General features: G+C 59.0%; 15 protein-coding genes and 1 tRNA gene. 6 read left to right on the forward strand and 10 right to left on the reverse strand.

The window, feature by feature from the left end; all coding sequences use genetic code 11:
* Positions 1–5 precede the first annotated feature (5 nt).
* Positions 6–1106 carry a DUF2865 domain-containing protein gene (locus tag AC2CHD_RS03025; RefSeq protein WP_484552528.1) on the forward strand — a complete coding sequence of 367 codons (1101 nt, stop codon included), beginning with the start codon at positions 6–8 and terminating at the stop codon, positions 1104–1106.
* Here the strand turns inward: AC2CHD_RS03025 and gltX are convergent.
* Both gltX and AC2CHD_RS03035 read right to left on the reverse strand, forming a co-directional pair.
* Positions 1024–2397: a glutamate--tRNA ligase gene (gene gltX, locus AC2CHD_RS03030; protein WP_484552529.1), complete on the reverse strand. Its 1374-nt coding sequence runs from the start codon at positions 2395–2397 to the stop codon at positions 1024–1026. The genes AC2CHD_RS03025 and gltX overlap by 83 nt on opposite strands.
* Positions 2398–2443: 46 nt before the next feature.
* Positions 2444–3661 (reverse strand): MFS transporter, encoded by a 1218-nt coding sequence (locus AC2CHD_RS03035; RefSeq protein ID WP_484552530.1) that lies wholly within the window; start codon positions 3659–3661, stop codon positions 2444–2446.
* A gap of 145 nt (positions 3662–3806) precedes the next feature.
* On the opposite strand from AC2CHD_RS03035, the gene AC2CHD_RS03040 reads away from it, so the two are divergent.
* Genes AC2CHD_RS03040 through AC2CHD_RS03050 form a run of 3 tightly spaced genes read left to right on the forward strand, consistent with a single transcriptional unit; the run spans position 3807 to position 5176 of the window.
* Positions 3807–4121 (forward strand): ArsR/SmtB family transcription factor, encoded by a 315-nt coding sequence (locus tag AC2CHD_RS03040; protein WP_229449137.1) that lies wholly within the window; start codon positions 3807–3809, stop codon positions 4119–4121.
* Positions 4118–4474: an SRPBCC family protein gene (locus AC2CHD_RS03045; RefSeq protein ID WP_484552531.1), complete on the forward strand. Its 357-nt coding sequence runs from the start codon at positions 4118–4120 to the stop codon at positions 4472–4474. Before AC2CHD_RS03040 ends, AC2CHD_RS03045 begins: the two co-directional genes overlap by 4 nt.
* Positions 4475–4513: 39 nt before the next feature.
* The gene (locus tag AC2CHD_RS03050; protein ID WP_484552532.1) at positions 4514–5176 is read left to right on the forward strand and encodes an ATP-dependent Clp protease proteolytic subunit; all 663 of its coding nucleotides are present in this window, start codon (positions 4514–4516) and stop codon (positions 5174–5176) included.
* On the opposite strand, the gene AC2CHD_RS03055 is transcribed toward AC2CHD_RS03050, so the two are convergent.
* The 8 genes from AC2CHD_RS03055 to rpiA all read right to left on the reverse strand — a co-directional run bounded on the left by AC2CHD_RS03055 (position 5173) and on the right by rpiA (position 12999).
* Positions 5173–6858: an NAD+ synthase gene (locus tag AC2CHD_RS03055; RefSeq protein WP_484552533.1), complete on the reverse strand. Its 1686-nt coding sequence runs from the start codon at positions 6856–6858 to the stop codon at positions 5173–5175. The two genes, AC2CHD_RS03050 and AC2CHD_RS03055, sit on opposite strands and share 4 nt — an antisense overlap.
* An 86-nt stretch (positions 6859–6944) precedes the next feature.
* On the reverse strand, positions 6945–7538 hold the full coding sequence (locus AC2CHD_RS03060; protein WP_484552534.1) for a hemerythrin domain-containing protein: 594 nt from the start codon (positions 7536–7538) through the stop codon (positions 6945–6947).
* A complete protein-coding gene (locus tag AC2CHD_RS03065) occupies positions 7535–7966 on the reverse strand; it encodes a GFA family protein (RefSeq protein ID WP_229449132.1) in 432 nt (143 codons plus the stop codon). Before AC2CHD_RS03065 ends, AC2CHD_RS03060 begins: the two co-directional genes overlap by 4 nt.
* Positions 7967–8065: 99 nt before the next feature.
* Positions 8066–9442 carry a class II 3-deoxy-7-phosphoheptulonate synthase gene (locus AC2CHD_RS03070; RefSeq protein WP_229449131.1) on the reverse strand — a complete coding sequence of 459 codons (1377 nt, stop codon included), beginning with the start codon at positions 9440–9442 and terminating at the stop codon, positions 8066–8068.
* Between the two features lie 132 nt (positions 9443–9574).
* Positions 9575–10177, reverse strand: a complete 603-nt coding sequence (locus AC2CHD_RS03075; RefSeq protein ID WP_484552535.1) for a gamma-glutamylcyclotransferase family protein — start codon at positions 10175–10177, stop codon at positions 9575–9577.
* Position 10178: 1 nt separating this feature from the next.
* Positions 10179–11564 carry a glutathione-disulfide reductase gene (gene gor, locus AC2CHD_RS03080; protein ID WP_484552536.1) on the reverse strand — a complete coding sequence of 462 codons (1386 nt, stop codon included), beginning with the start codon at positions 11562–11564 and terminating at the stop codon, positions 10179–10181.
* A gap of 165 nt (positions 11565–11729) precedes the next feature.
* Complete coding sequence (locus AC2CHD_RS03085; RefSeq protein ID WP_484552537.1) at positions 11730–12275, reverse strand: DUF2059 domain-containing protein; 546 nt, start codon at positions 12273–12275, stop codon at positions 11730–11732.
* 22 nt (positions 12276–12297) lie between these two features.
* On the reverse strand, positions 12298–12999 hold the full coding sequence (gene rpiA, locus AC2CHD_RS03090; RefSeq protein WP_484553197.1) for a ribose-5-phosphate isomerase RpiA: 702 nt from the start codon (positions 12997–12999) through the stop codon (positions 12298–12300).
* Between the two features lie 145 nt (positions 13000–13144).
* Between rpiA and AC2CHD_RS03095 the strand changes: the two genes are divergently transcribed.
* Both AC2CHD_RS03095 and AC2CHD_RS03100 read left to right on the forward strand, forming a co-directional pair.
* Positions 13145–13828 carry an HAD family hydrolase gene (locus tag AC2CHD_RS03095; RefSeq protein WP_484552538.1) on the forward strand — a complete coding sequence of 228 codons (684 nt, stop codon included), beginning with the start codon at positions 13145–13147 and terminating at the stop codon, positions 13826–13828.
* A 78-nt stretch (positions 13829–13906) separates the two neighbouring features.
* Positions 13907–13981, forward strand: a tRNA-Val gene (locus AC2CHD_RS03100).
* The last annotated feature ends 60 nt before the right edge of the window (positions 13982–14041 follow it).

Consider the following 14041-nt stretch of genomic DNA (forward strand, 5'->3'; position numbering starts at 1 on the left):
ACAAAATGCGTCTGGTTGGAAAACACCTGTTGCGATTGATTTTGCTGGCTTTTACAGCCATGCCAATCGTTGCAGTCACAGTTTTGCCTTCCCAAGCAACATCGCGCATCTGCAAAACACTCGAGGCGCAACTCGCGGCATTGCCGTCGGGCTCATCCAAAAAAAGCCGGAACTACGCTGGCGCCATAGCAAAGCAGCAGCAGCAACTCGGCATCGTTCGGGCGCGCATGAAGCAGGCAAGGTGTGGCTTCGGTATTTTCGGCAACCGGATTCCTGAATGTGCGCAGCTAAGAAAATCTGCCGCAAGCATGGAGAACAACCTCGCGAAACTGCGCCGGCAGCAAGGCCGCATCGGTGGCGGCTCTCAGGCGCAACGCTCGCGAATTCAGGCAAGGCTGAGGGCCAACAATTGCCAAGATAAGGGCGCCGCACAAGCGCGCAAGAGCACCAGAGAAACAGCAAAGAAAAGCGCGACGTCAGCGCCCCGCAAGCGGCATCGTCCCAGCACGGTTTTTCAAACCATGTGCGTGCGGACGTGCGACGGGTATTATTTCCCAATCTCCTTTTCCGTATCCAAGGACAAATTTTCCAGGGACGAAAAGACCTGTATGGCGCGGTGTCCAGGAGCGGAGGTGGCGCTCTATGCACATGACGTTTTGAACGAGGAGGCCGAAGACATGGTTTCGACGGTGGATGGCACCCCCTATCGTGAGCTTCCAAAGGCGTTCAGCTACCGTCGCACAGGCGTCTCCCGCGAAACCTGCAGCTGCCGAAAGGACAGACGTTTCACCATCTTGGCAGGGGAAAAAGCAGTAGACGCGCGAGCTTTCTCAGACGAGGAGACCACGAACGCGCCGGAGCCCCAATTGATCGCAAACGAAAAGACCTCCGACACGTCCCCAAGCTTTTATGTGGCAGTGCCTCCGAAACAGGAAGTCGAACAAAGTGAAATCCCGGAACCGGTACTGAACAAGACCGTCCCTCCAGCCCGCTCATTCGACGATGAAGCAGCCCAGCGACGTGTCAGGATAGTCGGGCCAGCGTTTCTTCCCGACCCAAAAGAGGCAATAGACCTGCGAGCTCCGGACCCTGCTCCCGCCCCGTGAGGGCGATACGCAGCGGCATGAAGAGGCCGCGCCCCTTACGGCCGGTTTCCGCTTTGACGGCCCCAGTCCATGCGCGCCAGGTATCCGCGTCCCACGGCTCCTCAGGCAAATGTTTTGCGGCAGCCCGAACGAAATCACGGTCCTCTGTCGATAGATCCGCATCCTTGGCCGGGCTTTTCTTTACGATCCGCCACCAGTCTTCTGCTTCGGAAACCGTCTCTAGATTGCCGCGCACGGCGATCCAGAATGCCTCGGCATCGTCCCCCGCGATGCCCAACAGGGACAGGCGATCCGCGACCTCGCCGAATGGCAACGTCTGAATGAGGTGTCGGCTGAGGCCCGATAGTTCGGCGGGGTCGAATTTCGCCGCCGACCGGGACGTTGACGTCGGTTCGAAAAGCGCGGCCAGCTCTTCCATTGAGGAGGCCGCGGTCACGTTCTCTGAGGTGCCGATAAGCACGGCAAGCGAAGCGACCGCCATGGGTTCTATTCCGGCATCGCGCAGGCTGGCGACGGAAAGGGAACCTGTACGTTTTGACAGTCCCTCACCCGATACGGTTGTCAACAGATTGTGGTGTCCAAAAGCCGGCGGTTCCGCTGAAAGCGCCCTAAACAACGCAATCTGCGCGCCCGTGTTTGTCACATGGTCGTCGCCGCGGATGATATGCGTGACGCCAAGATCAATATCATCGATCACCGAGGGCAGCGTGTAGAGATAAGTGCCATCGGCGCGGATCAGAACCGGATCCGACATGGAAGCGAGATCCACCATCTGGGGACCGCGCACCACGTCGTCCCACTGGACTTCCGTGCGTTCGGTCGTAAAGGGATCACTCCGATAATTGGGCAGGAGAAAGCGCCAGTGGGGCTTGCGGCCTTCAGCCTCCAGCGCGGCCCTTTCCTCATCGCTCAGCTTCAAAGCCTCGCGGCCGTAAACGGGTGGCAGGCGGCGCGACAAGCGGATTTTGCGCCGACGCTCCAGCTCCTCCGGCGTCTCGTAGCAAGGATAGAGAAGCCCCGCGGCCTTGAGCTTTTCCACCGCCGCGTCGTAGAGGCTGAACCTCTGCGACTGCGCGACGGTCAAATCCGGTTTGATGCCGAGCCATTCAAGATCGCGGGAGATGCCATCGGCATACTCCTTGCGCGAGCGCTCAACATCCGTGTCGTCGAAACGCAGAATGAAGCGCCCGCCCCTTTTCTTTGCGTAGAGCCAGTTGAAGAGCGCGGTGCGCGTGTTGCCGATATGGATATGGCCGGTCGGAGACGGCGCGAAACGAACGGTGACTGTCATGGGTGCGGGCCTATCCAAAAGCGCTGCAATTGGCAAGGAGAACCGGCTATGCAGCTAGCTGACGGGCAGCGAGGCCACGGGATACAAACAAAAGCATCACGCAGGCTGCAAGACAATAAATCCCCATTATCCCGATCTGAAACGGATAGCTGACGCCGCGATCAATCAGGAATCCGGTAATGCCCGGACCCATGGCTGTTGCAAAGACCATGATGGCGACGGTGAGCGCACGGATGGAGCCCAGATGCCTGATGCCGTAGACCTCCGGCCACAACGCACCGAAAAGAGTGGATGAGAAACCATAGGAAACCCCCATCAGGCCCATAAAAACAAACGCGCTCCACTGGGCATTGCTGGCCGCGAGTATGAGACAGGCCGAGCCGAGAGGGATCAAGAAACCGGGAAGAAGTGAAACCGCTGAAAACCGATCGATCAACTGCCCGGAAATCAGGGCGAACACCACGGTCATCGAGGCCATGAAGGTGAAGGAAGAGGCAAACACCTCCAGCGACCATCCACGCAATTCCACCAGATAAACCTGATGAAAGAAGATCGTGGTGCCGATAAAGCCCGGCGCCATGACACCGAGCAGAAGCAGGTAGAACACGGGATCGCGCAGGACCTCGCCGCGCGTCCAGTCACGGGCGGTGCTGCGGCGTTCCGTTGGATCGCTGGCGCGCGGCGCCCGCTCAACGGCGATCAAGCCGGAAATGACCGGCAAGGCAAACAGCAGAAGCAGGGCTGCGGCGATGAACCAGCTGTTGCGCCAGCCGACGAGAGCAGCTACCGCAACGAAGGCTAGGGGCAGAATTGCCTCGCCCACATTGTGGCCGAGGGTCGCCACAGACACCGCGCGCCCGCGCTGCGCAGAAAACCAGCGCCCCATCGCCGTCAGTGAATTGTGCGTCATCATCCCCTGCCCGAACAGGCGCAGCATGTAAATCGTCACCACCAGTACGAGCAACGAATGCGATAGCGCCATGGAGATGCAGGCCAGCGCCAGCAGAGGAATGATGATGAAGGTGACCTTGCGCGCCGAATAGCGGTCCACGATCTGTCCCAGCCGTGGAAGGGTGAATGCACTGGCCAGTGTGGCCACCATGTAGAGCGTGCCGAACGTGCCGTGGGAAAGGCCATATTCCGCGCGGATCTCACCTGCAGAAAGCGAAATGAAGAATGTCTGCCCGAAAGAAGAAAACAACGTGAGAAGAAATCCGCCCGCAAGCCAGCGCGCGTTCTCGCGAAGAAAATTCAGATAAGACATGAAAAACTCTGATGTTTGGCCGAATGGCCGTGGCCTCCCCGCGGACGCGGTTTGGTGCATCCTAGCCCGCCAACACGATTGCGCAATGGGCCAGTCCCGACAAGGCCCCTTGCAAAACGCATAAGAATCGACTTATGTTTTTGGCATGACAGAAGCGGAAATCTTCAAAGCCCTTGCCGATCCGACGCGCCGGCAAATCCTGGAACGGTTGAGCAGCGGCGAGCGCAACGCGACGGAATTGCGCGAAGGGTTGGCCATATCCCAGCCGGCAGTGTCGCAGCATCTCGCTGTGTTGCGTGCGGCAGGACTGATTGAAGAGCAAAAACTGGGCCGGCAGATGCGCTACCGCATCAGGGCCGGTGGAATGGAGCCTGCGGTGAGCTGGCTGACACGATATCGCGCCTTCTGGCCAGAACGGGTCGAGAAGCTCCAAACACTGCTCAGGGAGATGGACCAATGAGCGAAGCCAAAGACGAAAAAGAACATGAAACCATTGTCTTGGAGTATCTTCTGGAATCGTCTCCCGAGAAGGTTTGGCGTGCGCTCACCATTGCCGAGCTGGCTGAAAGCTGGCTTGGTAAACCGGACGGAAGCATAGGCATGCCGGAATACGAAATGCTCGACACGGTACCGTTTTCCAGAGTGCGCTACACCTTGCACGACATCGAGACGGACACACCGCAGACCCTCGTGACTTTTGAGATCGGCCCGGCGCCTGGCGGCAAGACCTGGTTCCGACTGACGCACAGCCCGCGCGCCCTACCCCGCATGGCTGCGAACGGCAATTGGGGGCCCACGGCGCTCGCTGCCTAAGACCCATACCAAACGACATTGTTGACAAGGAGATCGCGCATGCGCGACACGATGGCGCTCGTCCCCATGGTTGTGGAGCAATCACCCCGAGGTGAACGCTCCTTCGACATCTATTCGAGGCTCCTGCGGGAGCGGATCATCTTTCTGAACGGCGAGGTGAATGACGATTCGGCGGCGCTCATCTGCGCGCAGCTTCTCTATCTGGAAGCGGAGAACCCGGAACGGGAAATCTCCTTCTACATAAACTCACCGGGCGGCGTCGTCTCGAGCGGGTTCGCCATCTATGACACGATGAATTTCATCAACAGCCCCGTGGCGACCGTCTGCATGGGGACGGCCGGTTCCATGGGATCGTTTCTGCTGATGGCGGGCGCGCCTGGTCGGCGTGCGGCCCTTGCCAATGCCAGCATCGTCCTACACCAGCCTTCCGGCGGTTTTCGTGGCCAGGCATCCGACGTGCAGCGCCACGCAGAAGATATTTTGAAGCTGAAGCGCAGGCTGATCCGGCTCTATGCAGAACATTGCGGGCGCACGGAAGAGGAGGTGGAGCGAACGCTCGACCGAGACTTCTTTATGACAGCGCAGGAAGCCTGTGCCTGGGGCTTGGTCGACCGGGTCTATTCAACCCGAAAGGACCTGGAGGCCCGGACGGGAGAACAGCAAGCAAAACCCAAACAAAATCCTGAAAAAACAGAAACCTAGGATCGATCCCTGAATCTGTTCGTGATCGGGTAACGACGGTCCCGCCCGAAATTCTTCTTGGTAATCTTCACACCGGGTGCAGCCTGCCGACGCTTGTATTCGGCAATATAGAGGAGATGCTCGACCCTATGGGCCGTTTCGCGATCGTGCCCGCGCGCGACGATCGCGTCGACACTCATTTCCCCTTCAACGAGACATTCCAGAATATCGTCGAGCACTGGATAGGGCGGCAGGGAATCCTGATCCGTCTGATCCGGACGCAGCTCGGCAGACGGCGCCTTGTCGATGATGTTTTGCGGAATGACCTCTCCCGAAGGCCCCAGCGCGCCAGGCGGAACGGTCGTGTTGCGCCAGGCCGACAGGGCATAGACCTGCATCTTGTACACATCCTTGATTGGATTGAAGCCGCCATTCATATCGCCGTAGAGCGTGGCGTAGCCGACGGACATTTCCGACTTGTTGCCCGTGGTGACAACCATGGAGCCGAACTTGTTCGAGACAGCCATGAGGATGGTGCCGCGGGTGCGGCTTTGCAGGTTTTCCTCCGTCACTCCTTCCTTGGTGCCTTCAAAAAGCTGGCCGAGAGCGTTCGAGAACCCTTCGACCGGTTCGAAGATCGGAACGATGTCGTAACGGCAACCCAGCGCCCGCGCGCAGTCTTCCGCATCCTTGAGCGAATCCTTGGAGGTGTAGTGGTATGGCATCATGATGCAGCGAACCCGCTCCTCCCCCAAAGCATCCACTGCCAGCGCAGCACAGATGGCAGAATCGATGCCGCCCGATAGGCCAAGAACCACATTCTTGAAGCCGTTCTTGTTCACATAGTCGCGCAGGCCCAGCATGCAGGCACGATAATCGGCTTCTTCCTTCTCCGGGATCTTCGACATGGGACCGTCATCGCAGCGCCACCCCTCTCCCTCGCGTTTCCAGGTCGATATCGAGACGACCTCCTCGAACTGGCTCATTTGAAAGGCAAGGGATTTGTCGGCCTGGATGGCAAAGGATGCGCCGTCGAAGACAAGTTCATCCTGCCCGCCGAGCTGATTGGCATACAGGATCGGCAGACCGCTCTCTATCACCTGGCGAATGACCACCTGTTGGCGCACTTCGACCTTGCCGCGATAATAAGGCGAGCCGTTCGGCACCAGGAGCATCTCGGCCCCCGATTCGGCCAGCGTCTCGCAAACGCCGAGTTCCCCCCAAATGTCCTCGCAGACGGGGATGCCGATGCGAACACCACGGAAGTTGACAGGCCCCGGCATATGCGGTCCCGGCTGGAAAACACGCTTCTCGTCGAATTCTCCGTAATTGGGAAGATCAAGCTTGAAGCGTTCGGCGATCACCTCACCACCATCGAGGACCATCACCGCATTGTGCAGCCCGCTCTCTCGTTTGAGCGGCACCCCGATGATGACACCCGGCCCCTCATCCTTGGTGTCTTCGGCAAGCTCGCGAACAGCCCTCTCGCACGCGTCGACGAAGGCCGGTTTGAGGACCAGATCTTCCGGCGGATAACCGGCAATGAACAGCTCCGTGAACAGAACGAGATCGGCACCATGGCGCGCGGCCTCTGCCCTGGCCTCGCGCGCTTTTGCCAGATTTCCCGTGACATCACCCACAACCGGATTGAGCTGAGCGGTGGCGATGCGCAGAATGTCGGAAGGGGCAGATTTGGGTACCATGACGTTCCTGTTCGATATGTCTGAGGAAGCGAAGTGCCTTAAGCGTGTAGCCTTTGCACCCCCCGCTGGCAACACTGCCGCTCTGGTCAGACACCCACGCCAAGCCCCTCCTCGCTGCGGTCCAGAATGAGCGGGATGATCAGATCTTCCTCATCGTCCAGGTGCCGAAGAAGCATGCCAAGCAGCGCCTCATTGTCGCGTGCATAGGCATCCGCAGCGAAGCGCTCGCGCGCATTGTTGGCCTGCAGCGCCTGCAGGAAGGCTGTACCCGCCTGCGCATTGCGCTCCAAGGCGTCATGGATCACATGATGATCACTGTCGAGCAGATCAAATCCGCGCTTCATGCGCGGCTCGGCTTTCGCGAAAACCGGGAAGTAGTGCATATCCTCTATCTGATGATGCCCGTGGAGTTGCTGCAGGAAGAAACGCAGGCGCGGCGCAAACCAGCCAGCAAAATCGCGCGGTGCAAGCCTCTCTTCCCGGTAGTCGACCATTCCCGTCTTCAGCATGCCCCCCAACTCGCGGAACATGTCGTGTCGCTGCAGCCAGAACCGGGCCATTTCACCGAGATTGGGATGCCCCTGCCAGACCTCGCGCGGATATTTCTCCACGAGATAAAGCAGGTCTGCCGGGAGGCCGACACGTGTCTCGAGTTTGAGGGCGTCCGAAATGTCAGTCATTCCTGCTCACGTTCCTCCGCGACAATGACACCAGGGCTGCCGCGCTGATACTGAGGCAACCCATCCGCGATATCATAGAAATCGCCCTTGTCCGCCACGAAAATATGGCTTTCGGCGGTGAGCCCGGACGGCAGGTCGAACGCACCGGCCAGTATTGAGATCTTATCCGCGCCAAGCCGTCTCCAGAACAAGGCTGAGCCGCATGTCTTGCAAAATCCACGTCGCGCAAAATCGGACGCCGCATACCAGGTGAGTTGATCCTCGCCTTCGAGCATCACGTTCGAGACGTCGACATCCGTCGCCGCATAGTAAAGCCCCGTCTGCTTGCGGCACTGCGAACAATGGCAATAGACCACACCACGCAATGAGCCCTTGGTGCGAAAACGGACCGCACCGCACAGGCACGATCCGCTGCATTCGTTTGTCATGGTTCTCTCCCAACGCGACCAAGTCGTATGGAGACCATGTTTATCAGTGGCACGCCCCAAGCGACATCAACTATCGCTGAAGCTATGGCTCAATCCGTTTCAGCCGTTGGCGACCTTGCCTGCCGGCAATGACTCTCGGTCTTTCTTCAAGAGCTCCGCCACCAGGAAAGACAGTTCCAGCGCCTGATCGGCATTGAGACGCGGGTCACAATGCGTGTGGTATCGATCCTGCAGTTCCTCGTCGCGGATGGCACGCGCGCCGCCCGTGCACTCGGTAACGTTCTTGCCGGTCATCTCCACATGCAGGCCGCCCGGGTGCGAGCCCTCGGCGCGGTGCACCTCGAAGAAGGTCTGGACCTCCTTGAGAATGCGGTCGAAGGGTCGCGTCTTGTAGCCCGCGGCAGTGACGGTGTTGCCGTGCATAGGATCGCAGGACCACACGACCTTGCGGCCTTCCTTTTCCACCGCCCGAATGAGCTTCGGCAGATGGTCTGCGACCTTGTCCGCGCCGAAACGTGCGATCAGGGTCAGGCGGCCGGGCTCATTTTCCGGGTTGAGAATATCAATCAGTTCGAGCAGGCCGTCCGGCGAGAGCGAGGGACCGCATTTCAGCCCAAGCGGATTCTTGATGCCACGGCAGTATTCCACATGAGCATGATCGGGCTGGCGCGTGCGATCACCGATCCAGATCATGTGACCGGATGTGGCGTACCAGTCGCCGGAGGTGGAATCGACGCGCGTCAATGCCTCCTCATACCCAAGAAGCAGACCCTCATGGCTGGTGTAGAAATCCGTCTCGCGCAGTGCATGGGTGCTTTCACCCGTGATGCCAATGGCACGCATGAAGTCGACCGCCTCGGAAATGCGATTGGCGAGTTCCTGATAGCGCTCGGCCTGCGGGCTGTCGGACAGAAAGCCCAGCATCCACTTGTGAACGTTCTCCAGATTGGCAAACCCGCCCTGGGCAAAAGCGCGCAGAAGATTGAGTGTCGCGGCTGACTGCCGATAGACCATCTCCTGGCGCGCAGGATCGGGAATGCGCGAGGCTTCGTCGAATTCGATGCCGTTGATGATGTCACCGCGGTAGCTCGGCAGCACCACATCGCCTTTGGTCTCGTTATCTGAGGAGCGCGGCTTGGCGAACTGGCCGGCAATGCGCCCGACCTTCACAACGGGCTGCGATCCCGCATAGGTCAGGACAACGGCCATCTGCAGGAAGGCGCGGAAGAAATCGCGGATGTTGTCCGCGCCGTGCTCGGCAAAGCTTTCGGCGCAATCGCCCCCCTGAAGCAGGAAACCGTTGCCTTCGGCGACAGCAGCGAGCTGCTTCTTCAGCTTGCGCGCCTCGCCTGCAAAAACGAGCGGCGGATACGTGGCCATGCGCGCCTCGACCTCGGCCAGGGCTTCAGCGTCCGGATAGGCCGGAACCTGCTGGATTGGCTTGTTTCTCCACGAATTCGGCGACCACTTCGTCATCTTGCTTACTCGACAGTTGCTACAGGATCATGCCCTCTATCCGCTGAAATCTCCAAGACGGATACTGGAAGGCCGCTTCTTAACCAAAGGAAGCGCCTGATACTAGCCCGCAATTGTGGCATGAAGGAAACACTAACGCACGAAAGATGCAAAATCAGGAGTTATCTGCATTAAAAGTGCATCGAAAAAAGCCTGCTCCTCGGCCGCAAGCGTCACGGCGCGCGGATAGGTTGGCCTCTTGCGATCCGCAAGGATAGCAGCATCAAAGCCGTCGGTCTCATGAATGAAACGCTCGACCCCGGCACAGCCATGTTCACGCAGGAAACCCTGAAGCACTGCATCGAGATAGGACTGGATGATCTCCAGACGCCCCTTCCCTTCGCAAACCGATGCTTCATATACATAAAGCGGGCAATCCGACGGCACCCCTCCGGTCAATTCAAGATCGTCCGGCGTAATCAAGACGCGCTTGTAACGCTCTTCACGAATATCGACTGCGGCAAGGTTCTCAGCCCGATCCAGGACCAGCAGGCCGTCGATGACGGCCCCTGCTTCACGGCGCACGCTCAGAAGGGCTCGGTTGCTTGCCTCATCGCGACGCACCCAGTGGCGCCGCCAGCCCTTCAGGCGAGCAGGCAGCGCATTCACAATCTCGGTGCGATGGGTATCGCGGTTGACGAGCGACCCATAGCCAAAATACCCGACAAGAGCACCCGCTGCCGCGCCCTCCCCCATATCAGTCGACCCGCTGCCCTTTTTCGACACGGTAGGTCGGTTGATACATCGTGACCAGTTCTTCGGCCGCCGATGGGTGCACTGCCATGGTTCGATCAAAATCGTCCTTGGTGAGCCGCGCCTTGAGGGCGATACCCAACACCTGCGCCATCTCGCCGGCATCCGGCCCAAGGACGTGCGCACCGAGCACCCGCCGGCTTTCGCCATCCACAACCAGCTTCATCAGCATTTTCTCCTGACGGCCGGAAAGCGTGTGCCGCATGGGGCGGAAGCTCGCACGATAGACTTCCAGTCGGTCGAAACGTTGCGCTGCCTCGTCCTCGGAAAGCCCGACCGTACCAATCTCCGGCTGGGAAAACACGGCGGTGGCGATCGTGTCATGGTCGACCTCGGTCGGATTGCCCTTATACTCGGTCTCGATGAAGCACATCGCCTCATGGATCGCGACCGGTGTCAGCTGTACCCGATTGGTGACATCGCCCAGCGCCCAGATATTGTCGACATTGGTGCGTGAATACGCATCAACGATGATCTCACCGGTCTTGCCCGTTTCAACGCCGGCCGCCTCAAGTCCCAGCCCTTCAGTATTGGGAATTCGGCCAATGGCAAGCATCACCTGGCCCGCCCGCAGCACTTCACCCGATTTCAGGCGAACATCCAATTCACCATCGGCGCGCTTTTCGACCTGGGTAAGGACATCCTGGCAGATGATGCGGATCCCCTTGGCTTCCATGGTAGCATGAAGCTCACGCCGCAAATCGAGATCAAAGCGCGACAGGATTTCCTTACCGCGATAGACCAGCGTCGTGTCGACACCCAGGCCGTGGAAAATGTTTGCAAACTCGACAGCGATATAACCACCACCTTCAATCACAATGCTCGAAGGCAGTTCAGGAAGATCAAATGCCTCATTGGAAGAGATACAGAGCTCCTGACCGGGCAATGCGACATGTGGATTGGGGCGACCGCCAACGGCGATGATGATCTTGTCAGCAGTTACGCGCTTTCCTCCGACATCGAGCGTGTGCCGATCCACCAGCATTGCACGCGCCTCGAAAATGTCGGCGCCGGCATTCTCAAGTCCCTTGCGATAGAGACCTTCGAGCCGAGTGATCTCCTGGTCCTTGTTGGCGACGAGCGTTTTCCAGTCAAACGTGGGTTTGGGCACCGACCAGCCATACCCGGCTGCATCCTCGAAATGCTCAGGAAACTGAGAGGCATAGACATAGAGCTTTTTGGGTACGCAGCCGCGAATGACACAGGTGCCGCCAAAGCGGTATTCTTCAGCAATCGCAACGCGCTTCCCCAGCCCCGCGGCCACGCGTGCGGCGCGCACACCGCCCGAACCGCCGCCAATCACAAATAGATCGTAGTCGAAATCGCTCATCGTCTATTTCTCGCCCCTTGAATAACTAGAATAACCGGCGTTCACCGGGCTGGCGCCGTTTGGCACCCCTGCGACCGCCTCGTTGCAGAACTCACTTAGAAACGCCCATAGAAGAATAAAAGCCCGGCACGAAGACCGGGCTCTAACTGTTTCGTGATCGAAAGCTTATTGAGCCTTCGTTCCCTCTTCAGAAGCCTCTCCGTTTCCTGTCGCCTTGGTCGCGGCCTGGATCTGCTGGCCCACCATCTGAGCGAGATCGCGGGCAATGCCACGCCGCCAGATTTCACCGGCCTTCAGCACCTCGCGGGTCACGATCGGGCCATCCTCTATCAGCTTGATCCCGGTCGGTGACGAGTAGAACTGCGCGATTTCGGTAAGCTCCTGCTCCGTAAAGACACGAGCATAAGCCTGTGCCGCTTCGCGCTCCAGATCGACCCGACGGCTCGCCAGTTCAATGGCCTTCTCGTCGACCGTGGCATTGATCAGTGCAACCATGTCCGGGTTTTTGCGAATGAGCTCTGATTTCAGAGCCGCTGCCGCCTGGGGCAAAACGCCATCAAAATCATCGGTGGCGTTGATCGCATCAATCGCGGAGCGTGCCGCTGCAAGATGCGAAGCGGAAATCTCCTGCGCGCCGGCAGGGGTGAAAGCGAACGTCATCGCCAAGGCTGCAGAAGCTGCAACAAGGCGGATGCGGGTTGCCAGGTTCATATGTTTCTCACTCCATTCTTGTTCATGCGGCCCGGAGGGTTCGCACCTCGCCATCACCAGCCACGAAAGCGGTGTCCGCGAGGTCGAGGAACAGGCCGTGTTCTACAACACCCGGTATGGCGTTCAAAGCGCTTGCCAATGCTCTTGGATCGGGAATGCGGCCAAAAGATGCATCAACGATGAGATGCCCGCCATCGGTAACAAACGATGATCCGTCCCTTTCCCGAACTTCCAGGCTTCCTTCGAGTCCGAGCGCACGCGCGGCTTCACCGATGGCCCGAACCGTAGCGCCTAGCCCAAAGGCATTGACCTCAATCGGCAATGGAAAACGACCGAGCGTTTCAACGATTTTCGACTTGTCGGCAATGACGATCATCCGTTTGGAGGCCGCCGCGACGATCTTTTCGCGCAGCAGCGCGCCTCCTCCCCCCTTGATCAAACCAAGCTGCGGGCCGATTTCATCGGCACCGTCCACAGTCAGGTCCAGTTCGGGTGTTTCTTCGAGTGTGGTGAGCGCTACACCCAGTTCGCTGCACAGCTTGGCCGTGCGTTCCGAAGTAGGCACCCCAATCACGGTCAGGCCACCAGCCACCCGTTGAGCCAACAGGCGGACAAACTCCTCTGCGGTGGACCCTGTTCCGATGCCCAGCCGCATCCCGTCTTCAACGTGATCAAGCGCGGCCCGAGCAGCCTCGATCTTCAATTCCCGCATATCCGCCGACATCTTGCCCCCGGTCATATCTCAGCGGTTCCTAACCCGTTTTATCGCTCCCCGCAATGCAGGCCAGAGCGCATGGGCGGCGACAGGGCCAAACTTGCTTCACCCAGCCGTGCACTGTATCCCAGTGAAACTCAACGAAGGGAACATCATGTCAGCGCCAATCATTGTCTTCGATCTCGACGGAACACTCGTCGACACGGCACCAGACCTGCTCGACAGCCTGAATCACTGCCTCGAGACTGTCGACATGGAACCGGTGAAGCAGGAAGACATCAACCGCATTGTCGGTTTTGGCAGTCGTGTGATGATCGAGCGGGCCTTCGCCCTTCGTAAAAGGCATCTGGCCCGAGACCAGCTGGACGCGCTGCAGGCCATTTTCCTGGAGCATTATACCGCCAACGTCCCCGGTCATTCCCGCCCCTTTCCCGGCGCGGTCGAGACGATCGAACGTTTTCTGGCGGCGGGATACACAGCAGCAGTCTGCACCAACAAACTCGAAGGGATGTCTCTTTCGCTTCTTGAAGCGCTTGGTCTTGTCGGACATTTCCGCGCGATATGTGGCGGCGACACCTTCCCCATGCGCAAACCCGACCCCGGTCATCTTTTGCGGACCATCGCCATGGCAGGCGCTGATCCTCAACGGGCGGTGATGGTTGGCGATTCGCGGACGGATATCGACACAGCGAAGGCCGCCGGCGTTCCCGTTATCGCGGTTGATTTTGGCTATACCGATCAGCATGTAAGCACATTTGAACCCTCACGTGTGATCTCAGGTTTTGACGAGCTCACAGTCGAAATGGTGGAAAATCTGATCGCTGCGACGGCGTCCTGACCACAGGACCGAAAGCCCGCTTGACACCCACCCACGCCGCCCCTTATATCGCGGCTCGCTTGGCGACACGTCGTCAGCGGGCGCGTAGCTCAGCGGGAGAGCACACCCTTCACACGGGTGGGGTCGCAGGTTCAATCCCTGCCGCGCCCACCATCCCATCTTCCTTATCTTCCTGTCTGTCCGCCTTGAAGGCCCGCTCGGACCGCTGTGCGG

This window comes from Nitratireductor sp. ATLC21 (assembly GCF_057196525.1).

What these genes read in the sequence shown, in the direction of transcription:
- AC2CHD_RS03025 (WP_484552528.1), top strand. Translation starts at nt 6, where the DNA reads ATGCGTCTGGTTGGAAAACACCTGTTGCGATTGATTTTGCTGGCTTTT.
- gltX (WP_484552529.1), bottom strand. Translation starts at nt 2,397, where the DNA reads ATGACAGTCACCGTTCGTTTCGCGCCGTCTCCGACCGGCCATATCCAT.
- AC2CHD_RS03035 (WP_484552530.1), bottom strand. Translation starts at nt 3,661, where the DNA reads ATGTCTTATCTGAATTTTCTTCGCGAGAACGCGCGCTGGCTTGCGGGC.
- AC2CHD_RS03040 (WP_229449137.1), top strand. Translation starts at nt 3,807, where the DNA reads ATGACAGAAGCGGAAATCTTCAAAGCCCTTGCCGATCCGACGCGCCGG.
- AC2CHD_RS03045 (WP_484552531.1), top strand. Translation starts at nt 4,118, where the DNA reads ATGAGCGAAGCCAAAGACGAAAAAGAACATGAAACCATTGTCTTGGAG.
- AC2CHD_RS03050 (WP_484552532.1), top strand. Translation starts at nt 4,514, where the DNA reads ATGCGCGACACGATGGCGCTCGTCCCCATGGTTGTGGAGCAATCACCC.
- AC2CHD_RS03055 (WP_484552533.1), bottom strand. Translation starts at nt 6,858, where the DNA reads ATGGTACCCAAATCTGCCCCTTCCGACATTCTGCGCATCGCCACCGCT.
- AC2CHD_RS03060 (WP_484552534.1), bottom strand. Translation starts at nt 7,538, where the DNA reads ATGACTGACATTTCGGACGCCCTCAAACTCGAGACACGTGTCGGCCTC.
- AC2CHD_RS03065 (WP_229449132.1), bottom strand. Translation starts at nt 7,966, where the DNA reads ATGACAAACGAATGCAGCGGATCGTGCCTGTGCGGTGCGGTCCGTTTT.
- AC2CHD_RS03070 (WP_229449131.1), bottom strand. Translation starts at nt 9,442, where the DNA reads ATGACGAAGTGGTCGCCGAATTCGTGGAGAAACAAGCCAATCCAGCAG.
- AC2CHD_RS03075 (WP_484552535.1), bottom strand. Translation starts at nt 10,177, where the DNA reads ATGGGGGAGGGCGCGGCAGCGGGTGCTCTTGTCGGGTATTTTGGCTAT.
- gor (WP_484552536.1), bottom strand. Translation starts at nt 11,564, where the DNA reads ATGAGCGATTTCGACTACGATCTATTTGTGATTGGCGGCGGTTCGGGC.
- AC2CHD_RS03085 (WP_484552537.1), bottom strand. Translation starts at nt 12,275, where the DNA reads ATGAACCTGGCAACCCGCATCCGCCTTGTTGCAGCTTCTGCAGCCTTG.
- rpiA (WP_484553197.1), bottom strand. Translation starts at nt 12,999, where the DNA reads ATGTCGGCGGATATGCGGGAATTGAAGATCGAGGCTGCTCGGGCCGCG.
- AC2CHD_RS03095 (WP_484552538.1), top strand. Translation starts at nt 13,145, where the DNA reads ATGTCAGCGCCAATCATTGTCTTCGATCTCGACGGAACACTCGTCGAC.